The 21,447-nt window shown below is 43.7% G+C and carries 25 protein-coding genes, 1 pseudogene and 1 riboswitch; of the genes and pseudogenes, 4 read left to right on the top strand and 22 right to left on the bottom strand.

The window, feature by feature from the left end; genetic code table 11:
- Window positions 1-2: 2 nt before the first annotated feature.
- From ABDV94_RS00690 to ABDV94_RS00675, 4 genes are all read right to left on the bottom strand, one after another.
- Window positions 3-458 carry an HAD domain-containing protein gene (locus ABDV94_RS00690; RefSeq protein ID WP_343603908.1) on the bottom strand — a complete coding sequence of 152 codons (456 nt, stop codon included), beginning with the start codon at window positions 456-458 and terminating at the stop codon, window positions 3-5.
- Window positions 459-964: 506 nt separating this feature from the next.
- Window positions 965-1,843, bottom strand: coding sequence for a hypothetical protein (locus ABDV94_RS00685; RefSeq protein ID WP_343603906.1), 879 nt, complete (start codon window positions 1,841-1,843; stop codon window positions 965-967).
- Window positions 1,830-2,957 (bottom strand): hypothetical protein, encoded by a 1,128-nt coding sequence (locus tag ABDV94_RS00680; RefSeq protein ID WP_343603904.1) that lies wholly within the window; start codon window positions 2,955-2,957, stop codon window positions 1,830-1,832. Before ABDV94_RS00680 ends, ABDV94_RS00685 begins: the two co-directional genes overlap by 14 nt.
- 126 nt (window positions 2,958-3,083) lie before the next feature.
- A complete protein-coding gene (locus tag ABDV94_RS00675) occupies window positions 3,084-3,632 on the bottom strand; it encodes a hypothetical protein (RefSeq protein WP_343603903.1) in 549 nt (182 codons plus the stop codon).
- A 58-nt stretch (window positions 3,633-3,690) separates the two neighbouring features.
- On the opposite strand from ABDV94_RS00675, the gene ABDV94_RS00670 reads away from it, so the two are divergent.
- On the top strand, window positions 3,691-4,167 hold the full coding sequence (locus tag ABDV94_RS00670; protein WP_343603901.1) for a DUF1456 family protein: 477 nt from the start codon (window positions 3,691-3,693) through the stop codon (window positions 4,165-4,167).
- Between the two features lie 9 nt (window positions 4,168-4,176).
- Here the strand turns inward: ABDV94_RS00670 and ABDV94_RS00665 are convergent, their stop codons facing one another.
- From ABDV94_RS00665 to ABDV94_RS00610, 12 genes and pseudogenes are all read right to left on the bottom strand, one after another.
- Window positions 4,177-4,887 (bottom strand): HesA/MoeB/ThiF family protein, encoded by a 711-nt coding sequence (locus ABDV94_RS00665; RefSeq protein ID WP_343603900.1) that lies wholly within the window; start codon window positions 4,885-4,887, stop codon window positions 4,177-4,179.
- Window positions 4,888-4,904: 17 nt separating this feature from the next.
- Window positions 4,905-6,056, bottom strand: a complete 1,152-nt coding sequence (gene thiH, locus ABDV94_RS00660) for a 2-iminoacetate synthase ThiH (RefSeq protein WP_343603898.1) — start codon at window positions 6,054-6,056, stop codon at window positions 4,905-4,907.
- A 205-nt stretch (window positions 6,057-6,261) separates the two neighbouring features.
- Window positions 6,262-6,630, bottom strand: coding sequence for a DUF1016 N-terminal domain-containing protein (locus ABDV94_RS00655; protein WP_343603897.1), 369 nt, complete (start codon window positions 6,628-6,630; stop codon window positions 6,262-6,264).
- Between the two features lie 31 nt (window positions 6,631-6,661).
- Window positions 6,662-7,426: a thiazole synthase gene (locus ABDV94_RS00650; RefSeq protein ID WP_343603895.1), complete on the bottom strand. Its 765-nt coding sequence runs from the start codon at window positions 7,424-7,426 to the stop codon at window positions 6,662-6,664.
- A 56-nt stretch (window positions 7,427-7,482) separates the two neighbouring features.
- A pseudogene (locus ABDV94_RS00645) lies at window positions 7,483-7,750 on the bottom strand (GxxExxY protein).
- 78 nt (window positions 7,751-7,828) lie between these two features.
- A complete protein-coding gene (locus ABDV94_RS00640; protein ID WP_343603894.1) occupies window positions 7,829-8,452 on the bottom strand; it encodes a thiamine phosphate synthase in 624 nt (207 codons plus the stop codon).
- Window positions 8,442-9,197 carry a hydroxymethylpyrimidine/phosphomethylpyrimidine kinase gene (locus ABDV94_RS00635; RefSeq protein WP_343603893.1) on the bottom strand — a complete coding sequence of 252 codons (756 nt, stop codon included), beginning with the start codon at window positions 9,195-9,197 and terminating at the stop codon, window positions 8,442-8,444. Before ABDV94_RS00635 ends, ABDV94_RS00640 begins: the two co-directional genes overlap by 11 nt.
- The gene (locus ABDV94_RS00630; protein WP_343603891.1) at window positions 9,194-9,796 is read right to left on the bottom strand and encodes a thiamine phosphate synthase; all 603 of its coding nucleotides are present in this window, start codon (window positions 9,794-9,796) and stop codon (window positions 9,194-9,196) included. Before ABDV94_RS00630 ends, ABDV94_RS00635 begins: the two co-directional genes overlap by 4 nt.
- Window positions 9,796-11,643, bottom strand: a complete 1,848-nt coding sequence (gene thiC / locus ABDV94_RS00625; RefSeq protein ID WP_343603889.1) for a phosphomethylpyrimidine synthase ThiC — start codon at window positions 11,641-11,643, stop codon at window positions 9,796-9,798. The genes ABDV94_RS00630 and thiC overlap by 1 nt, the downstream gene beginning before the upstream one ends.
- A gap of 73 nt (window positions 11,644-11,716) precedes the next feature.
- Window positions 11,717-13,792: a prolyl oligopeptidase family serine peptidase gene (locus tag ABDV94_RS00620; protein ID WP_343603887.1), complete on the bottom strand. Its 2,076-nt coding sequence runs from the start codon at window positions 13,790-13,792 to the stop codon at window positions 11,717-11,719.
- 64 nt (window positions 13,793-13,856) lie between these two features.
- Complete coding sequence (thiS, locus tag ABDV94_RS00615) at window positions 13,857-14,060, bottom strand: sulfur carrier protein ThiS (RefSeq protein WP_343603885.1); 204 nt, start codon at window positions 14,058-14,060, stop codon at window positions 13,857-13,859.
- 41 nt (window positions 14,061-14,101) lie between these two features.
- Window positions 14,102-14,199, bottom strand: a riboswitch (TPP riboswitch).
- Window positions 14,200-14,361: 162 nt separating this feature from the next.
- A complete protein-coding gene (locus ABDV94_RS00610; RefSeq protein ID WP_343603883.1) occupies window positions 14,362-14,970 on the bottom strand; it encodes a hypothetical protein in 609 nt (202 codons plus the stop codon).
- A 307-nt stretch (window positions 14,971-15,277) separates the two neighbouring features.
- Here ABDV94_RS00610 and ABDV94_RS00605 point away from each other — a divergent pair, with 307 nt between their 5' ends.
- Both ABDV94_RS00605 and ABDV94_RS00600 read left to right on the top strand, forming a co-directional pair.
- Window positions 15,278-15,766 carry a hypothetical protein gene (locus ABDV94_RS00605; protein ID WP_343603881.1) on the top strand — a complete coding sequence of 163 codons (489 nt, stop codon included), beginning with the start codon at window positions 15,278-15,280 and terminating at the stop codon, window positions 15,764-15,766.
- A gap of 15 nt (window positions 15,767-15,781) precedes the next feature.
- Complete coding sequence (locus ABDV94_RS00600) at window positions 15,782-16,264, top strand: hypothetical protein (RefSeq protein WP_343603880.1); 483 nt, start codon at window positions 15,782-15,784, stop codon at window positions 16,262-16,264.
- Window positions 16,265-16,316: 52 nt separating this feature from the next.
- On the opposite strand, the gene ABDV94_RS00595 is transcribed toward ABDV94_RS00600, so the two are convergent.
- Window positions 16,317-18,098: a tetratricopeptide repeat protein gene (locus ABDV94_RS00595; protein ID WP_343603879.1), complete on the bottom strand. Its 1,782-nt coding sequence runs from the start codon at window positions 18,096-18,098 to the stop codon at window positions 16,317-16,319.
- 61 nt (window positions 18,099-18,159) lie between these two features.
- Window positions 18,160-18,726: a hypothetical protein gene (locus tag ABDV94_RS00590; protein ID WP_343603877.1), complete on the bottom strand. Its 567-nt coding sequence runs from the start codon at window positions 18,724-18,726 to the stop codon at window positions 18,160-18,162.
- 88 nt (window positions 18,727-18,814) lie between these two features.
- On the opposite strand from ABDV94_RS00590, the gene ABDV94_RS00585 reads away from it, so the two are divergent.
- Window positions 18,815-19,168 carry a helix-turn-helix domain-containing protein gene (locus ABDV94_RS00585; protein ID WP_343603875.1) on the top strand — a complete coding sequence of 118 codons (354 nt, stop codon included), beginning with the start codon at window positions 18,815-18,817 and terminating at the stop codon, window positions 19,166-19,168.
- A 1-nt stretch (window position 19,169) separates the two neighbouring features.
- Here ABDV94_RS00585 and ABDV94_RS00580 read toward each other — a convergent pair whose 3' ends face one another.
- The 4 genes from ABDV94_RS00580 to ABDV94_RS00565 form a co-directional block, all read right to left on the bottom strand.
- Window positions 19,170-19,835 carry a DUF1361 domain-containing protein gene (locus tag ABDV94_RS00580; protein ID WP_343603874.1) on the bottom strand — a complete coding sequence of 222 codons (666 nt, stop codon included), beginning with the start codon at window positions 19,833-19,835 and terminating at the stop codon, window positions 19,170-19,172.
- Window positions 19,820-20,209, bottom strand: coding sequence for a diacylglycerol kinase family protein (locus ABDV94_RS00575; protein ID WP_343603873.1), 390 nt, complete (start codon window positions 20,207-20,209; stop codon window positions 19,820-19,822). The genes ABDV94_RS00580 and ABDV94_RS00575 overlap by 16 nt, the downstream gene beginning before the upstream one ends.
- A 125-nt stretch (window positions 20,210-20,334) precedes the next feature.
- Window positions 20,335-20,838 (bottom strand): hypothetical protein, encoded by a 504-nt coding sequence (locus ABDV94_RS00570; RefSeq protein WP_343603871.1) that lies wholly within the window; start codon window positions 20,836-20,838, stop codon window positions 20,335-20,337.
- 7 nt (window positions 20,839-20,845) lie between these two features.
- Window positions 20,846-21,286 carry a hypothetical protein gene (locus tag ABDV94_RS00565; protein ID WP_343603869.1) on the bottom strand — a complete coding sequence of 147 codons (441 nt, stop codon included), beginning with the start codon at window positions 21,284-21,286 and terminating at the stop codon, window positions 20,846-20,848.
- Window positions 21,287-21,447: the final 161 nt, after the last annotated feature.

Genomic DNA, 21,447 nt, shown 5'->3' with positions numbered 1-21,447 from the left:
AATCACTCATATTTTGTTGTTTGTAAAACTTTATAAATCCCGGCGGCATCATTTAATCCTACATAGGGTTCTGTTAGAACAACCCGTTCCTTTAACGGAGATTTGAGATTATAGAGTGATTTATCATCATCAATAATGATCAAATCATTGTAATCCAAATGATGGGTCTCAATCCAGGCTTCGATTTCTTCTTTCCTGGACACATGCGTGGAGAAATCCGAATCAATGATCGAAATTTTGCTAAAATTGACTCCTCTCCGTTTAAACAATCTTTTCCACTGCATGAGAGAATAACGACGTCTATGCGAGGTTGACAAAATAATTTCAGCGTTTTCGATGGTATTAATAGCAGATACTGCTTCAGATTTAAATCTGTAGAAACCGTCATCCTCCATATCTACCTTTCGATACGGATTGGCATGAACCATTACTCCATCAATATCTAAAAACACCTTCATCTTTTCTATAAATGGTCTAAGAAACCATCATTACAATATTTAACTTTTTCAGGGTTATTTCTATCCCAGTCACTGTCTACATCAATCACAATATCCCGGATATTTCTATACGGAGGTTTATCGGAAAAGTTCTTGCAATAGGCTTGAATTTCAAAGTCAAACCCTGCCAATTGATATGCTATATACCGGTGATTACGATCAATCGTTCGTCAATATCAATTTTTACTGCTCCAAATATAGGGCCATGTCCTTTCTTTCCCCGATTATATATTCTTTCGACGATAAAATAGCACACTCCTTTTTTGAAGCGTTTTCTATTCATGAATTTCACTCTTTATAAACTGATCCAATAAAAACTTAAAATCTTCATCAATTTTATGCTTATCGTCCAATGTTTATATACTTATTCGTGAATAGCTACATAAAACTACTGAAAAAGAATGGATTATCCAAAAAACATCTTTTCCTTCATCTGAATAAGAGGCTTTGAGACCGCACTAAAGGTGTTATTTTTTTACCCGAATTCCAATCACATTCGGAAGTCTCCAATAAGATTCGTTGGTGTCTTTCGCATACGTATCAGATACGTAGCTTCCGACTTTCTGAAGGCAGAAATCCCCGATATGCACATACAGACTCGTTTCGGGGCCTCCTTCCATGTAAATAGCATTGTGGAGAGCAACAGGGAACTGCTGCATGAAACCGATCATTTGATTATGTGTATAAGGCGACCGGCAAAAAAGAATAATCAGGTTGTCTTCGTTATCGTGAGCGCAAACCAACATACTGCAAGCCTGCACGCGCTTTTTCCAGTTCATCGGGTTTCCGGAACAATCGAGCATTCGAAGTCCCTGAGCAAAACTCGTGTATTTATCTTTGATCTGGTCATACGGTGTACATTCCATATCGTATACCACCGCATCCATGTTGTTCAGCGAATCAACCGGATTCATGGCAAACATCACATTCCAGCCTTCTTTGTAAGCCCATTGGTTGTCGTGCGGTCCGTTTTTCAACAAACCTCTGCTGATGAGCGGCTTCGCCAGGTCATACATTCCGGCATTAAATACGATATTCAGGTTCATCGTATCTGCCCACGTTTTGACTGATCTGGAAATACTGTCCATTCCGGAAGCGGTGAATAGATCAAACTGTGCCTGTTTCGGGTCGATCTTTAACATCGTGAGTTTCGAATCTCCGATCGGTGATCTCAGCGGAGCATCGGTTTCGCAAAAGGAAACTCCTTTCCCTACCTGCTGCCAACTGACCACCAGATCCATCGTATCTTTCGGTCGTTTGTAAAGTGTATCGGTTCCGTCCTGGCCAAATGCAGTGAAATTTCCTGCAAACACCAGTGCGCATACGATTATTTTAGACTTCCTCATTCCAGTCAAACTTCTTCTTTTCAAACGGGAACAGATCAAACAGCTCGCCGGAATAGTAGAACTGGTAAGCAATTGCTCCGAAAGAATAGGGTTTTTCGTCAATTTTAATGGTGGAGCCTCCCACGCGCGGGTTCGATTTCGGTTTCGACTGCGGATATCCGACATTGAACAGCGTTGCCAGGATTTCAGGGCGTTTATCAATCGGGAAACCGGCTCTCTCCCACTGCATTTTCACTTGTTTCAGGAAAATCGCGGCATACATGTAGGAGTAATAATGATTGTGAAAATCCGTCAAACGGTCGATGCGTTCTTTGTTTACAGCAGCCGTGTCCTGACCTTTGAAGCTCAACAATTGCTCGTATTGAGGTCCCAGGTAATAGACGCTGTTCGGATTTCTCAGGTGCTGTTCGATGTTTTTTGCCGTATGTTCTTTGATTCCGGTTACACCGAATGAAAATTGCGATTCGACGGAAAGTACTTTCAACGGCCCGATCCATTTTTTATAAGCTTCGCGGGAAGAATTAAACAAGCGGATTTGCTCCCCGACCAGGCAGGCAACAATCAAACGGCCTTCCACCCCGGTCTGACTCGCAACCGAATCAATCAGTTTTTTGTCTTTTGCAACGGCTTCTTTAAAGGTTTTCCATTCGGCAATATTCATCCAGTCAAAAGCGCTCAGCATGCTCACTTCTTTCGACCGTTTCGCATTGAACTTAATTTTGGACAGGGCCTTCTGATAGGGTTTGTTTTCTTTCAATTGTAAATCCACAGCATCCAGCATGCGCAATACTTCATAGCCATCGGCACCTGTTTGAAGAACAGAAAGAATATGCTGTGCATTTTGCGGGTAATACTCATTCAAAACAATGATTCGCTCCATGGCTTCGTAACGTTTTTGAATCATCGTAGCACTGTCGACCTTGAAATCCTGGTTGTATTTGTCCTGCATTTCCTGGAAATAGCGGTTGTTTGCATCCACACTCCCGGATTCTTTGGTGAGTCCGAGTTGAATAGCAACATAACTTCCGATCAAAAAGAATCCTGCGATCGCAAAAGCGTACAACAGCGTGTAATAAGGTATTTTAAACCACTTATTTCTTAAAAGTTTCTTCACTGAGACTTAATTTTCTGCAAAAATAGGTGCAAAAATGATTCTTACTACTTCAATTCCAATATTTTTGCGCTTCGACATCAACATTCCATGAATACGATGAGGACCAAAATTAAAAACGGATTTATTTCACAGTTTCAAACGTACAAAGTGACAATATTCCGGCATGTGAAACGGTTGAATACCATATCCGGAAGTACTCGGGTAAGAAGAATGCAGCCACAGCACTTTATTTTCCAGGTCGATGCGCTCTACAATTCCACAATGTCCCCAGGAATTCGGATACCAGAATTGCACAAAATCTCCGGGTAACACTTCTGCTTTATTCGTGATTTCAATTCCTTTTCCATTGAATTCCAAAGCATAAACCACTCCTTTCGGATAAGGTGAACCGTTTTCGATCTGCCGGTACACTTCTTTGATGCTTTCCCGCGGCTGGTCGATCCGGATATTGACTGTATCTTCAGTCGTCAGCGACATGAAATGTCCCAATATTCCCATTACAAATTCGGTACAAACTGCGCCTTCATATGTCGGGGAAATCATTCTCCCGTAACGAATTGCCGTATCGAGTACCTGCCGGTTCAATGCCGGGAGCACACGGATCGAATCAGGTTGCGGTTGTGCCAATCCCCAAAGTGTATTGAGGCATAGGATCAGAATGAGTTTTGCTTTCATGTGGTGGTGAATCAAGTGACAAACGACAAAGTAAGCCAAATATTGGTAATTTTGCTTTATGGATAACAATTACGTCTTTTATAAACTCCGCAAAATCTTCCAATGGGACGAAGAAAAAATCGGGCAGCTTTTCAAATCCGTTGAATACATTGTATCGCCTCTTGATATTTTTGCCTGGATGAAACAGGAGCAGTATGAAGGATTTAAAGTGATGCCGGATGAAGCCCTGGCAGCTCTGCTGAACGGTTTGATTGCTGAAAAACGGGGGCTGAAAGACGGAATCATTCCTGTTCCGGAATCAACCTTGAACAACAACATAATCCTGCGCAAATTAAAAATCGCGCTGTCATTTAAAGACGATGACATTATCGAAACGCTGAAAAAAGCAGATATCCGGATCGGGAAAGCAGAATTAAATGCCTTTTTCCGCGATCCGAAACACCAGCACTACCGTGTTTGCGGGGATCAATTCCTCCGGAATTTTCTGAGAGGGTTGCAGCTGGAGAATGCGTCTTCTTCCTTGAGAAGGAATTGAGGGATTGGCTTAGTACTTCAAAGCCGTCTGCTTCATGGAAAGCAGATCAATCACCAGATACGTATTTGTTAAAACGGTCAAGTCCAGCAAGCATTTCAACGCTTCATTTGCCATGAGCGTACCAATGATTCCCGGAACAACTCCCAAAACGCCGTTATCCGAACAATTCGGCACATCTTCTGCATTCGGCGGTTCAGGGAAAATATCCCTCAGATTTTTGCTTCCTGCGTAATTAAAAACCGCAAGCTGTCCCTGGAAACCGAGAATACTTCCGTACACCAACGGCAATCCAAGTTTTACGCAAGCATCGTTTACAGCATAACGCGTTAAGAAGTTATCACAGCCATCGATCACCAAATCAAACTGTGAAAGGATTTCTTCTGCATTTTCATCCGTCAAGGCACAATCAAACAGTTCGATTCCCGCATCCGGATTCTGGAACAATGCTTTTTCCTTTGCCACAACAGCTTTTTTTCGACCTACATCTGCCGGACCGTACAAAATCTGCCGGTGCAGATTGGAGTGTTCAATGACATCAAAATCCACAATTCCGATTGTTCCAACTCCACTGGCTGCCAGGTATTGAATCAGCGGACAGCCCAAACCTCCGGCTCCGATAACTGCTACACGGGCATTTTTCAGTTTCACCTGTCCCAGCAAGCCCACCTCATCCAGGATGGTTTGTTTGGAATAACGCTTTGCTTCGTTTTCGCTAAACATGATCGCTTTTTAATGAATTAGAAGGAAGTGGTTTCGCTCAGAGATTCGTCATTCTTCCCCCTCACGAAACTACGATCCCAGTCTTTCCAGACCGCTTCGTAACCGTGATTCCGGATCAATGCCGCAATTTCTTCTACAGATCGCTCGTCTGAGATTTCAAACTGTTCCAGTGATTCCGGTTCCACGACATATCCTCCCGGATTGGTTTTCGAACCGGCACTCATCGTTGTAACCCCCAAAGGAATGACGTTGTTTCTGAAATGCTCCGATTCACGTGTAGACATGGATAATTCCACGTCTTCGTTCAACAAGCGGTAAGCACAGAGCAGCTGTACCAATTCTTTGTCTCCGACAATCACATTCGGCTCAATGATTCCTTCTGCCGGACGCATGCGCGGAAAAGAGATCGAGTATTTCGACTTCCAGTATGTTTTTTGCAGGTAATCCAGGTGCATGGCGCAAAAGAACGAATCCGTGCGCCAGTCTTCCAGCCCTAAGAGAACTCCCAGACCAATTTTATGAATTCCGGCTTCTCCACAACGATCCGGGGTATCCAACCGGTAGGTAAAATTCGATTTTTTCCCCTTCGGATGATAGGCTTTGTATACATCCTGGTGATACGTTTCCTGGTACACCAGCACCGAATACACTCCCGCTTCATGCAATTCTTTGTACTCTTCCAAATCCAAAGGCTGTACTTCCATCGAAATATTGGCAAAATCATTGCGCATCAATTCCAATGCGTGTTTGAAATACGGCATATGAACGGTATGATTGGCCTCTCCCGTTACCAGGAGAATATGATTAAAACCACGTTCCTTCAAGAAGTCAACTTCCTGGCGAATTTCATCATCATTCAATGTTTTCCGACGGATTTTATTGTCGAAGCTGAATCCGCAATACGTACAAATGTTGTTGCATTCGTTACTCAGATACATCGGCGTGTAAAGCTGGATGGTTTTCCCAAAGCGTTTTTGCGTCAACTGATGGCTGATCTGTGCCATCTGCTCCAGGTATGGTTCGGCAGCCGGCGAGATCAGCGCTTTAAAATCCTCCAGATCCCGTTTTTCCTTCGCCAAAGCCCGCTCTACATCTTTCGCCGTTTTCGCGTAGATGGAAGCTTTTACTTCGTCCCAGCTGGTGTTTTGAAAAAGTGCTGTAAAATTCATTTTCATCTATTTTTCTATCAGTGGTCTTCATCCCCGGATCAAAACCACTTTGAACTTGTCTTGTTTTTAACGTTTAATCTTCCTTGTCCAGTAAACGCACCAATTCCCGCTCGAGCTGTTCTTTTTCAGGGAGATAAAGCTGATATTTACTCACAAATAACTGATTACCGATATTTTCTGTTGCATACTCTACCAGAACATGATCTTAAAAGCTTATTTCCAACTCATTTTCGGATTTCAAAACCTCAAAATAATGAGACCAACTTAATTTGTGAGACAGCGTCTCACCATTTGGAAAAAACATATACAACTTTCGCATATATATCAAGTTGGACCTGCTAAATCCTTTACCATAAAGAGTCGTTAGGTCTCTCGACAACTGATCCAACAGATTGCTTCCGTAAACTGACTTTTCTTTTCCTCCCTGTTCAAATTCTACGATATGCCGGCCGATCAACCAATAAGTTTTTACCAAAATGGTATTGATCGATTGTACAGCCTGCTCCCTTCCTTTTACAAGCAAAGTACCGATCTCATGAATCAATTCAGAATAATTCGATTTATCCGGCTCCATATCTAGTTGTTTCAAGAGTTCTTACAATCCGTTATAAATTCAAAAATCCTGTCAGCGGGCTTGAAGCACTGGCTGATTTAGACACCGCTCCCAATCCGGATTCATAAGCCATTCTTCCGGATTCCACGGCCATTTTAAAGGCCAGGGCCATTTCCTTCGGATTTCGTGCTACTGCAATAGCCGTATTGACCAAAACAGCATCCGCTCCCAATTCCATGGCATGAGCGGCATGAGACGGTGCTCCGATTCCTGCGTCTACAATCACCGGAACTTTGCTCTGTTCGATGATGATTTCCAGGAAATCCAGTGTTTTCAATCCTTTATTCGTTCCAATCGGCGCTCCCAAAGGCATGACTGCGGCAGTTCCTGCATCTTCCAGGCGTTTACACAATACCGGATCTGCGTGGATATACGGCAAGATCACAAATCCCATCTTTGCCAGCTCTTCTACCGCCTTCAATGTTTCAATCGGGTCTGGCAGCAAGTATTTCGGATCCGGGTGAATCTCCAGTTTCAGCCAGTTTGTTTCCATCGCATCCCGCGCAAGCTGGGCCGCAAAAACGGCTTCTTTGGCATTTCTTGCACCGGAAGTATTCGGAAGCAATCCGATATGCGGATGATTCAAATGCGCCAGCAGGTCATCTGTTTCTGTTTCCAGGTCTACGCGTTTTAAAGCAACGGTCACCAACTCGCTTTCCGATGCTAAAACCGCTTCTTCCATTTGCTTTGAAGAACCAAATTTTCCGGTTCCCAGAAACAAACGTGATTTAAATTCTTTATCTGCTATTTTGAGCATAGTATTTTTTATTTCTCGCAGAGACCACTGAGTAAAACGCAGAGCCACGCATAGTTTTATAACTTATTTACGATTCTTACAATTGAATCTTTCAACGGGTAAGAATTGAAATTGATCAATAATCCCAGTTTATGTCCTGTTAGTTTGCGATATGTCAGTAATTGTTTGTGACGTACATCCAACAACGTCTCTACCGATTTTATCTCTACGATCACTTTCTCATTCACCAACAAATCCAACATCCATTTTAATTTCTTCATACATCATAGGTACTCCAAACTGAACTTTGACATCAAAACCTTCTTTTCTGAGTTCGTAAGTCAATGCTGTTTCGTAGACAGATTCCAAATATCATTTTCTGTCATCTCATTTATTTTAATTCTCAGCGCTACTCTGCGAGAACTAGTTCAATTTTCGCCTCATTTCCTGCACGGTATGTGCTTTTTCGGGCGATTTGGATATAATTCCGGAAACCGCCACTCCGTACACACCGGTATCTTTCAACGCTTCCAGATCTCCCAGTTCGATTCCGCCGATTGCATAGACGGGAATAGACAGGCCTCTATCCGCCAATTCCTGCAGCGTTTTGCGGTATCCTTCCAATCCCAGGATCGGACTCAGCTTCTCCTTCGTGGTTGTAAACCGGAAAGGGCCGAGTCCCACGTAGTCGCACCGTTCATTTACCCGCTGCAACACATCTTCGAGCGTATTCGCGGTTCCTCCGATTATTTTTTCGGGCCCCAGCAACTGACGTGCTTCCCGGATAGTGGTGTCTGTCAAACCCAAATGCACACCGTCTGCATCGATTTCATGGGCTATTTCAACCCAGTCATTGATGATCAGTTTTGCTTCGTGGAACTCACAGCGCACTTTGGCGATTTTCGCCAGTTCTGTGATCTCTGCTTTCGTTCCCTTCTTAAAACGCAGCTGGATCAGTCTGCAACCGGCTTCCAATGCTTCCAGAATGTCTTTTTCCTGTTCGTCAAAGGTTGTTCCCTGCGATATGTAATGTATTTTATCCAGCATGATATGCCAACAAATTTGTGTTACTTGCCAATCGTCTCTCAATGTAATTTTTTGCATTCCGGCAGGCATCAGGCAGATTGGCCCCCAATGCCAGATTGGATGCTATTGCAGCCGAAAGAATACAGCCGGATCCATGTTTCGGACGCAGCTTTTTACTGATTGCTCCTGCGATCTCCTTCGGAATTTGATTCTCGATCAGCAGGTCGATTCCCTGTCTGACCGTACTGTGTCCACCTTTCAGCAAAACGGAAGTATAATTTCCCAGTTGAAAAGCAGCTTCAATTTCATCCTCTTCTCCGATCAGTTTCCGGGCTTCGTTCACATTTGGAGTAACCAGGTCTACCGATCCCAGGATTTTTTCCTGCAGGGTACGGTCAAATACTTCGTGTAATTCGAAGCCGGAAGAAGCTGCCAGAACAGGATCCCATACAATCGGAACGGAAACAGCCGAAGCTCTTACAACATCGAGAACTCCGGATAAGGTCTCCAAATTTTCCACTATTCCGATCTTTACTGCCGAAACCTGGTAATTTTCCAGTATCGGCGTCAGTTGAGAAATAATTTTCTCCCGTTCCATCCAGTCTACCGAAATGAAATCCGTTTCGGTCTGGTTGGTATTACCGGTCAAGACAGCCATACCAAGGCAGTTATGTTGCTCAAATGTTTTCACATCGGCAAGCACTCCTGCTCCGCCTGTGGGATCGAAACCAGCGATACTTAATACGATGGGACGATTGTAATTCATTGTTTGAGTACTTTCTTTCTTAATTCTGATGCTATATCCTTAAATGAATCCACCGGTTGTTCCGAATTCCAGATTGCGCCCAAAAGAGCGGCTCCGTCAAATCCCATTTGAATGGTTTCTGACACATTCTCTGCCTGGATTCCTCCCAAACCGATCAGCTTTACGGGACTTTCCTTCTTTTGATCGAAATCAAAGCGGACTGCCTGGTAATCGGGTTTTGAAATACTGTCAAAAACCGGACTCAGGAAGGCGTAGGAAAAATGATCCGGCAACGCATTGTATTCTTCCATGGTATGCACCGACGTCGAATAACTCCATTCCGGGTTCTTCCCGGCCCAGCCGGATTCTTCCCAATGATCCCGGTCTCTTTCAGAGAAATGAAAGCGCTTCAGTCCGAGTTTTACCCCCAAATCGTGATGATGATTCAGGACTAACTGCGGATGAAACATGGCATCAATGGAACGGATAAAATGGCTTAGTTCTTCTTCCGATGCATGGTATTTCCGGATGTGGAACAAATCCAGCCCTGCGCGAAACAGCTCATTGATACTGGCTGCTTCGCCGGGTAGAAATTCACTATCGGAAATGACTAGTATCATTAGGAATAAATCTGACCTCCCTGTGTTTTAAATTCTTCTGATTTCTCAAACATTCCAGATTCTGCAGCGTCGCGGATATCCTGTGTGATTTTCATCGAACAGAATTTCGGGCCGCACATGGAACAGAAATGGGCAATTTTTGCTCCTTCTGCCGGTAATGTTTCGTCGTGGAACTCACGTGCCGTATCCGGATCCAAAGACAGGTTGAACTGATCTTCCCAACGGAATTCAAAACGCGCCTTGCTCAATGCATTGTCGCGGTATTGCGCTCCCGGGTGACCTTTTGCCAAATCCGCAGCATGAGCTGCCAGTTTATACGTAATTACACCGTCTTTTACGTCTTTGCGGTTCGGAAGCCCCAAGTGTTCTTTTGGCGTTACATAGCACAACATGGCTGTACCGAACCAACCGATCATAGCTGCTCCGATTGCGGATGTAATGTGGTCGTAACCCGGTGCGATATCTGTTGTCAAAGGCCCGAGCGTGTAGAAAGGTGCTTCGTGGCATTCTTTCAACTGCTTGTCCATATTTTCTTTGATCATGTGCATCGGAACGTGTCCGGGACCTTCAATCATGACCTGTACATCGTGTTTCCAGGCAATTTTGGTCAGTTCTCCAAGTGTTTCCAATTCTCCGAATTGAGCGGCATCGTTTGCGTCTGCCAGTGATCCCGGACGCAGTCCGTCTCCCAAAGAGAAAGCCACATCATAAGCTTTCATGATCTCACAAATCTCTTCGAAATGTGTGTACAGGAAGTTTTCTTTGTGATGCGACAAACACCATTTTGCCATAATCGAACCACCGCGTGATACAATTCCTGTTACGCGTTTTGCGGTCAATGGAATGTAGCGCAGCAATACTCCGGCGTGAATCGTGAAGTAGGAAACTCCTTGCTCCGCCTGCTCGATCAACGTATCGCGGAAAATTTCCCAGGTCAGGTCTTCCGCAACACCATTCACTTTTTCCAAAGCCTGGTAAATCGGAACCGTACCGATCGGAACCGGTGAGTTGCGGATGATCCATTCGCGGGTTTCGTGAATATTTTTACCTGTGGAAAGATCCATGATCGTATCTGCTCCCCAACGGCATGCCCACACTGCTTTTTCGACTTCTTCTTCAATGGAAGAGGTCACAGCTGAGTTCCCGATGTTGGCGTTGATCTTCACCAAAAAGTTACGCCCGATAATCATCGGTTCGGACTCCGGGTGGTTGATGTTGTTCGGGATGATTGCACGTCCTGCAGCAATCTCATCGCGCACAAATTCCGGGGTAATGTATCCTTTCGGTGTATTCGCCCCGAAGCTTTCTCCCTGGTGCTGGGCTGTCAGCGTCTCGTATTGTCCGTTCAGCTGGTTTTTCAACTCGTCTACACGCTGGTTTTCACGAATAGCAATGTATTCCATTTCCGGGGTGATGATTCCCTGTTTCGCGTAGTGCAATTGAGACACGTTCGCTCCCGCCTTTGCTTTTAACGGTTTGCGGATGTGTTCGAAACGCAGTTCATCCAGTTTCACATCGTTTTTGCGCTCTTTCCCGTATTCGGAACTTACATCGGATAATTCTTCTACATCTCCGCGATCCAAAATCCACTGCTCACGCAAGCGTGGCAATCCTTTTCGGACATCAATCACAACATTTTCATCGGTGTAGGCACCTCCCGTATCGTAAACAGTTACGGGAGCATTTTCTTCCAATTTACCGTTTGCCAATTTTGTCGGCGTCAGCGTAATCTCGCGCATTGCTACGCGGATATCGTGGATTTTCCCCGGAACATAAATCTTTTTCGATCCGGAAATGGCTCCGGTTGTAATACTTCCCGCTTCGGGGGTTTTATCTGCTTTTTTCATATTTCGCTTGTTTTCATGGCCTGAATACCCATGTGTATCGTTGTTTCAATTATTTTTTCGGATTCGAATGGCTTTATTCGGTTGTTTTCAATTGCTTTGCCAAATAACTATACATCAACGCCGCATTAAATGCCGATTGATCATTCGTAGAAGAAGCCCCGTGGCCGCCCTCTACTGTTTCGTAGTAATAAATCGGGTGACCTTGTTCCATCATCTTCGCTGCCATTTTACGGGCATGTGCCGGGTGAACACGGTCGTCTTTGGTTGAAGTAACAAAGAACACTTCCGGGTATTTCTTCCCTTTTTCCACGTTGTGGTATGGTGAATATTTGCTGATATATTCCCATTCTTCCGGTACATCCGGGTTTCCGTATTCTCCCATCCAACTAGCTCCTGCAAGCATTTTATTGTAGCGCTGCATATCCAGCAAAGGAGCTCCGATAATTACCGCATTGAACAAATCCGGGCGCTGTGTTGCAACCACTCCGGCCATCAATCCTCCGTTGCTCCATCCGAAAGCTCCCATGTGAGCCGGTGTAGTGATTTTACGGGCAATTAAGTCTTCACAAACAGAATAAAAGTCATCGTATGCATTCTGGCGTTTTTCTTTGATCGCCGCCTGGTGCCATGCCGGCCCGAATTCTCCGCCTCCGCGAATGCTTGCAACAACATACACGCCGCCTTTCTCTAACCATCCAATCCCGGTTGTTACGTTGTAATTGGGTTTTTGAGAAATATTGAACCCTCCGTATGCGTAGACCAATGTGGGATTGGAGCCATCGTATGGGATGTCTTTCCGGTGCACAATGTAATACGGGATTTTGGTTCCGTCTTTGGAAGTGGATTCGAATTGCTCTACCACTAAATTATCGGATTTAAACAAAGGCTTCTGCGCCTGCACCACCTTCGTATCCTTTCCATCTACGTAGTAAAGCGTCGGTGCCTGGACGTAGCTGCTGAAGGAGTAGAAATACCCCGATTGATTTTTGTCTGCGTCCACAACCGCTATTCTACCGAATGCATTTGTTTTAACCGGATTAATCGTCCATTTTGAGTTGTCGAAAGTCGCTGTCAATAATTCATTCTGAACGTTTCGCAACAGGGTAATAATCAATCCGTTTTTCGTGATGGCAACCCCGTCAATACTCGATTTTGCATCGGGTGCGTAGATCAATTTCACATTCAATTCGCCGTTCAACAGTTGCTTGTGATTTATACTCACCAATGAACCCGCTTTAAAAGTTTCTTTCCCCACCGTCCAATCGGAGTTCAAACTCACTAAATCCTGGTCTTTATATAAACCGTTTACCTGAGCATCACCCGGGAATTTGAGCAATACGGGTTTATCGTTGTTGACGTAGTACATCGAGTGGTTGTAGAAATTCTCCCACTTGTTGATATAGATTTCGTATTTGTCCTTTTCGTAATCCGTTGAACCCCAAATGCCCATAAAATTTTCAGGGGCTTCCATCAGGGTGGTTGCTTTTTCAAGCGGCATCCCACGCTTCAAACGTTTCACAAAACGCGGGTAGCCTGAAGTGGTCGTAGTTCCTTCTCCGAAATTCCGGGAAATCAACAATTCATTTTCATTGATCCAGGAAGCACTTCCTTTACTGGAAGGCAGGAAAAAACCATTTGCTATGAATTCCTTTTTGACTGCATCAAACTCACGGATTTCATCTTCATCTGTTCCCCCATCTGATAAACTCACCAGGCAGATGGTGTTTGCAGGCTCTAAAAACTGTGCTCCGTGAAACACCCATTTTTTCCCGTCTTTTGCAGACAATACGTCTAAATCCAGGACGATTTCCCATTTCGGGGTGTTTTTCAGGTAATCGTCTTTGGTGCAACGACGCCAAACACCCCGTACATGTTCTTCATCCTGCAACAAATGGTAGATGTAATTGCCGACCATGGACGGATAAATGATTTTATCCTTGTCGTTAAAGGTTTCCAGGAACCGCTGCTTGAGCTGGTCAAATCCCTGCACCCGTGTCAGCTTATCAGCAGTGATCCTGTTTTGAGCCAATACCCAATCCATCGACTGCTTGCCTTCTACATCTTCTAACCAAAGATAGGGGTCGCTGGTTTGCGCAACTGACTGAAACGTCAAAAAAGTAGTCAAAACCATCATCTTCATGTGTCTCATCGATTTATATTTTATCCATTTGTACCCGGTTCATACCGTGGAGCACTGACTTTACAAAAGGAGCCTATCCTCCCTGAGTCGCTTTGATAAGCAGCACCTCATCATTTGCACACAGCTGTGTTTCTCCCCAGCTAGCTTTGGGTTTTACTTCACCGTTAATGGCAACAGCAACACCGTTTTGCTTTTCTCCAAGCTGGTGAAAAACAAAATCGGAAAGCACCATTTGGTCTTCCACTTCAATGATCTGATTGTTAAATGATATTGTCATCCCATCTGTAATATACGCACTTTAGGAATGACTACAAAGACTGTATTCATTTTACTTTTCCCTACGCCGGTATTAACCGCATCAGGTTCAAAGGGTATTTCTCAGACAGTACAGGTTACCGCCACCCCTAAAGTTGTTGGTAAAGATACAAGAGTTAATTGAGAAAAGAGAACTTGAAAAGTTAAAATTGGTTGCCGCTCCTTCAATTCCGGAAATTTGGAACTGTTCGATGATTCTATTCAGGTTGTCAGCATGCAATCACATTGACAATTTATCATCAATGCGATTGCATTTGTATTTCTTAGTTTATGGTCGACTCTACTAAAGCATAATGATACCCAGTCGTACTATCATAAACAACCGGATATTTCCCTTCCTTAAACTGTATTTGGTTCTTCCCGAAAGACGTAGTGATTGCAGCACTCGTTTCTACATCAGATTCCAGGTAAAAGAACCCATCTATCGTATAATCATTAACATCATTTTTAAACAAAAATAAAAACGCTTCTTCTCCCGTCAATTCATGCTCAACAAGCATTAAGCCATAAACTCTTAATCCACTTGCATAGTCGGATGCACTAGCCACATCTGTTCCATTTTCCGGGCTGTCAATCAGGGCTACCGAAATACAAATACCAGGACACGGCCCGCAAGGATTATTTCCATTGCAATTATTTTGCAGATGAGTTCCTGTGTGATTTTTCAGCCATTTCTTCGCTTTTTCTACCCATGTAGGAATTTTCTCCTGTGAATTCAATGCTGAAATTATTTTTTTCACATCTTTCACTGTAATAGTAGAAGTGAATTTTTCAGCAGGTTCAGGAGTTCTTTCCTGTTGACTTTTAGTACACGATTGAATAATAAGAGATGTGGTAAATACCAAAATCCCAAGACAGATCATTTTCTTCATTTGTAAATAGTGTTTAAGCGCTCTACTTTGATTTCAGGAGTGTTCAAGCATTAAGTCCCCTGTTATAAACAATACTTAATGGCTTAAGCCGTACTGTAAAATAACTTTATTTGTCAAGACGAATATACTTTTTATCAAACGGGTGACAATTACGGAAAATACGGAATCCGAATTACGGAAAACCACAAAAATAGTTGGCAATTTTGGAGAAGTACTGATCAGCCCCTGGTAACAGCAGGTCCGAAACATAAATGTTAAATCTTCCGTCCGGTTGCTGAAATTTGCGTATCTTTCTCAAAATTAGACCATGAAAATCAACATCTTAATCATACTATTCGCCGGTATTTTTGCTTTTTCATGCAAGAAGGAGGTTCATTCCCCTGAATCGGGAACTGCCAATTCTACAGCTCTATTTTCCTTTACGAGAAATGGAGACCCTTTTTTCAGCAGCCTGGTACAGACTCAACTTCCTGATAGTACCCATTTGAACCTGATAGTACCAGAAACAGGATTTCAGAGTAAAAAAGCGAAATGTTTCTTACAGATTCCCAAAAATCTGCAGCCGGGAGTGTATTCCTACAACACGACTTCTTCAGATCCCCAACTCATCACATTTATGTATATCGAACCGAATTTGGTTTATTATGTTGCGGAATCCAGATTCGAAGTCATTCAAAATGATTCGGTAAACCACCTGATAGAAGCCCGCTTCCAGTTTGATCTATTCTACATGGATGCGGTTGATCACTTGACTCCGTTTTACATCAAAGACGGTCATTTTAAAATCCACTATTGATCATTTTTCCATCTTATGAAAACGAACATCCTCTATATTTTAATCCTGTTACTGCTTCCTCTCAGCGCATGCAAGAAGAAGGAAAATACACCGAAGACCAACACAAATTCCACTTCGACCAATAGTTTTAAACTCAAAAAAGACGGAGTTCCCTATCATGCTACCGTTGTTTCTGTGTCACTGATAGATGAAGACCTGTTGGGAGTGGAAGCCTACAAGGTTTATCAGCAGGTTGACAACAATACGTATGCTGTCATAATCCGCAAATCAATTGCCCCGGGAACGTATGCGCTCGAAGACGGCGAATCGGATTTGTTCGCAATTTACCATATCCAGGATTCCAATACGGTATTCGGCTGGTCGCACGGTTCATTGACGGTTTTATCCAACGATTCCCTAACCGGTGTGTTGCACTGTACCTTCGAGATAACGCTTTTCAACGACGAGATTGACCAATATCCTGAAGTAACGGACGGCGAAATGACGATTCACTATTAACCAAAGCTGCCGCAGCTTTCAAGGCACATTATTGAGCAGTCTTTTACCTGGATTATTTACTGCATGCTTTGAGGTAGATCAACTCTACCGGGTAGCCCAGCTGATTCGCCTTTACAAAATCACCGCAGGCATCTTTCCCCGTTTGCCGGTTCACATATGCACGTAAATACAACGCCAATGCATCCTGCGGATTCACCCGCAAAGCGATTTCGAGGTGTTTCAGCGCTTCTTCTAAATAAACAGTCCCTTTGCCGGTTTTCAAAGGAAGATTCCAGTGCAGTTCTCCCAAATCTTTCAATTCGCGAATCTGCAATTCATTTCTCGTCAGTGGATTTTTCTGTGTTTGGGCAATCAAAGACAAAGCCATGTAATCTTCGCATCCGGACCAATCGGGTGAACGTTCTGCCGCCATGCGGAATACTTTTTCCGCTTCGGCAAACCGGCCTTTATCCAGCAACAAAATTCCTTTCATAAAATAGGAATCCCCGGCTGCAAAGTCCGCTATTCCCGGATCATTCTGAATGGAGAGATCCACACAAGTCAACGCCGAATCGGTATTCCCCAGGTTGAAGTAGCAAAACGCCAATGAAATGTTCGTCGAAGAACCAAAAGCCTTTTTCAAGACTTCCAATGAATCTTTCGACACGCCGTTCGTATACTTGGGATTCTTCAGCATTTCGCTCCCGACTTCTTCCAGTTTATTCAAACTTTTTTGGTAATCTGTGATGGCTTTCCGACTTTCTCCCAAAAACAACTCCGCATTTCCCTTGAACGAATAGGTCATGTATTCTGTCGGGAATTTTTCGATTGCCTGATCATACCACTCAATTGCTTTCTGGTAATCTTGCGTATTGAAAGCCGCAATTCCGCGCTGGTAGTAATAACTCGATACCGTATCATTACAGACATCGTTTCGATGCGCGAGCGCATACCGGTAAAAGTCGGGATCATTGATCTTTTGTTCTTCAATCAGCCGGATCGATTCCGAAACTTCCCGGCAAAAATCATCCATCTTTTCCAGTCCGTAGTATGATTGAGCCAGGTAGTAATGCGCCATGTAGTTGAGCGGTTCCAGGCGCGTTGCCCGTTCAAAATCTTTCAACGCGCTATTTTCGTCTTCGCGGGAAGAATACACCGCACCTCTTGTCATCAATGACTCCACATTGACAGAATCCATTGTCAGTGCTTTGTTAATAAAAGCCAGTGCTGTTTCAAAGTCGTGTTCGTAGGTATAGACTTCAGCCAGTTTGTTATATGTGATCAGTCTCTTCGGATCGGCTTTCTGAGCTTTCAGCAAATCAGCTTTCGCCGAAAAGTAATTTTGTTTCCGGAGGTAATAATCGGCTCTTTCCAAATAGTATCCGGCATTTTCCGGTTCCAGCAGGATGGCTTTCGACAAGTCATTCAAACCACTGATTTCATTCCCCTGGAACAGTTTTATTTTTCCGCGCATCAGGTAGAACGAAGCATCTTTCGGGTCAAGGGCAATCCCTTTTTCCAGGAAAGCATAAGCTCCGGAAAAGTCATTCCCGTTGGCCGCAGCCTGCGCCAGAAAGAAATAACAGGTCGCACATCCGGGATTTACAGCAAGTGCTTTGTTGTAATACGTTGTGGTTTCCTTCAAATTCCCTAACTGCATGTTTAACGCTCCCACCGAACGTAAAAGCAGTTCATTTTTCGGGTACTTTTTCAGCTCCGACTCAAAGTAGGCGATGCCCTCCTTTTGCTTGTCGGATTTCGATACGGAATCAAAAACGTGATTGTAGTAAACCTCATTCTGTGCAAATACAGCACCGAACGGGGTGATCAACAGGATCATTAGCAAATGTCTCATTGAAGCGAATTTACGTGTTTTTTACATCCGCTTCGCAGGAACGATGATTACCGATTGTTTTTTACACGCGAACCAGGGGAATCTGCAAGTTAGTCGGACGGTTTTCTTCGGTGTCAAAACCTCTTCCGTCTACATGCCGTGCGCCCCAGAACAAACAATCGTTGAGGAGATACACCAAATCAAATTCCGCAAAAACCTGTCCTTCAGAAAGCCCGAACGGGAGAAAAGCCTTTTTAAAAATCGACTGTGCATTTCCCACTTCCCATTGATCATAACCTGCAACTGCTACCTGGTTCAGAAGATCCGAAAACCCAGGATTCAGAGGAGTAACCGAATATCCTTTGTCTGCCAGAAAGTTCACTTTCCAGGCTCCTGGCGCTACCGGGTGTTCTTCTGTCCAGACCATCGTTCCCTGAATGTCCATTTTTGCCAGCGGAATTTTTCCGAACGAATCAGCAAAACTCGTTACCTGTAATTCAAAGACATCATCCGGGGAATAGGAAAATAAACGTGTCAGAAAGAACGGCTTGATGTTTCCCGCGGCATCTTTTGTTCCGCTCGGACGTACCTCTACCGAAATACTTTTCCATTGTCCGGACATTTGTTGTTTAATCGCTTCTAAATCCATTGCCTGTTTTTTGAAATCAAAAGTAATACCTTTGTCTACCAGTGCATAATAGTCAACTATTATAGCTCTAGTACATTTTTATAGACCAATGGAAAAATCACGAAAAAACAGGGATTTTAATCCGAATAATTGTCCGGTTACTCATTTTCTGAACAAGGTTGGCGGCAAATGGAAAGTACTCATCCTCTTCGGGATTGATAAGGGCGTGAACCGGTTCAGCATCCTTCAAAAAGCCATCCCGACCATCAGCAAACAAATGCTGGTGAATCAGCTGCGCGAACTGGAAGAAGACGGATTTATCACGCGCACCATCTACGCAGAAATTCCGCCGAGAGTGGAATACGCACTCACAGCACGCGGAAAATCACTGCTTCCACTGATTGAAATCCTCCAAAACTGGGGAATCGAAGATTTGAAACGGATTAAGGCTCAGAATGCCTGAGTCAGACTTGCTTCCTTCTCATGAAACGGAATGTGAAATAAAGCATGGTGAGGAATAAACCCATAAAAATGGTCACTCCCCAGGTTCTCGGGTGATCTGCCGGGTTGATGAACCGGTCTCCGACATCCTGCATGAGTCTTCCCGGATGAGACAGAATGTCCCAACTGTTCCAACGCAGGTATCTTCCGATGTACACTCCGAAACTACTCACAAACAGCAGGAAAACGGAAAGAGCGGTAATTGTTTTTGGCGACAGGAAGCGTTTCATCAGTTCTTCCAGGTTCCAAAGACTCAAAAAACCGTAGAGCAGTCCCGTCCAGGCGAAAGACAGGATCAGTACCAGGTCGAACCAAATTGGCATGGAGGAATGGTGGCTCAGATGAAACAAATCCGTTAAGATGTAGGAAGCATTCGGGAAAAACAACAACCAGATTCCCAACATTCCAAAAACAACCAGCGGATTCTTTTGCCCGTTTTGATTGACGCTCAGGATGAGTGTTAAAAACCACGGCACGAATGCCAGGAACAAATTCCAGTTCAAAAACAGGAAATGACGCGTTCCGGAAAGTTCTGTTCTGAATACCGAAAGTGCGAAGCAGAAAACAGACAGAATTCCCATGAAAATGGAGATCTGAAGCTGGTTGGTTTTGACTAATTGCTTGTACATAATACCATGAATTTAGGTCCGAAGATGATGATTCCGGTTATTAACGCTGAAATGGCACTGATTAGTACACCGGCAGCCGCTAAATCTTTCACTTTTTTGATCTGTGGATGTTTTTCCGGCTGTACATAGTCACACAACGCTTCCAAAGCAGTATTGAACGCTTCGCAGATAAAGACCAACCCCATCACGATTATAAGCGCGATCCATTCGTTCCCGGAAATGTTCAGCAGGAATCCCGACGCAACTACCAGCAAAGCCGCCAACAGGTGAATCCGGGCATTGTGTTCTTCTCTGAACAGCGTTTTCAGCCCTTGAATGGCATATGTAAAGCTTTTGATCCGGTCTTTGACGGAAAATCGTTTGGAGGGTTTCATTTACTCGTATTTATCACTGTAACATCCTGACGTTTTTGAAATTTCCCGCTGATAACGCGAATTTCGCAGATGTAAATTGTCATGGTTTTTCATTTTTATTCTTGCGATGAAGCCAAAGGAAAATCTTATTCCTTCCACTCTACTCCTCCCGGGTTGAATGCGCACGTATCGCACACCCACAATCTCAGAATCCGGCCTTTGTAATAATGGATTTTCACTTGTTTTCCCTGGTAAACCGGTCCGCCGTTGATCCGGCTCTTATCGAACCCAAAATCAATGCTGGATTCACCGTATTTGAACGAAACGCCCTTGACGGAAAAAGATTCGTGTCCGTGTCCCCCCATAGGCATCGGACTAAAATGCTCCACTGCTCCTTCCACCACCTGGTATGTTCCATTTTTCAAAGCAGTTCTTGCTCCCAGGTAATTCGCAAACGGCCCACCGATAATTGCCGTCCAGATAAACGTTCCGAGGATAAAGAACCCGATGACTTTCTTATCTGAGAAAGGGGCTTTTTGAATCATGAAGCGAACCCAGATAATCACGCATCCGGTCAGAGCCGCAAATCCGAAGATGAAAAACCAGATGAGATTGGGAAGACTATCCGTTAGATCATAGTATTTAGTCATTGCTATTTTAGATATGTTTCAGTAAAACTCTTCCTGATTCGGATCTGGAAACAATACAATTTGATTCACTTTTTTCCTCATCATCAAAATTGATCCTTACCGTCGAATCACTACTCTGATTCCAGGTTCCATGAATCGTTGTAAATTCAATTGACCCGGTTCCACAAAAACTAGTTTGCTTTCTGTGTATAAACTTGCCATTCTTCGCGAAATGATAATAATTTTCGTTCTCTATTACCTTTTTACATTTTGCAAAAACAAAGTGTCCATATATTGTTTCGTCTTCTCGTGCTTCGGATTCCATTTCCATGTGCCAAAAACCAATGATTTCCTTTCGGATTGATTTCTTACTGAAATTCGTGAATCCAAAAGAAAAAATGATCACTGTTCCTATCGTTAATTTCAGGCTGGCCCTCTGCAAAAACGTGATTCTTGTTCCTTTTTGCATATTCTACATTGTTTCTGTTTGCCAAATTACGTTTTAAACACTCACACCAAAAACAATTCGATGAAAACTCTTTTAATTCGTTTCTTTTCCGGTTTTATCTTCCTTGTTTCCAGACAGATTCCCTTTTTGTCCCGCTGACTTCGACGTGAGCTCAGTCGAAC

The organism is Fluviicola sp. (assembly GCF_039596355.1).
Taxonomy (GTDB): domain Bacteria; phylum Bacteroidota; class Bacteroidia; order Flavobacteriales_D; family Crocinitomicaceae; genus Fluviicola.
Note: the sequence above shows the minus strand (reverse complement) of the source record. Positions and strands in the feature narration are given on the sequence as shown.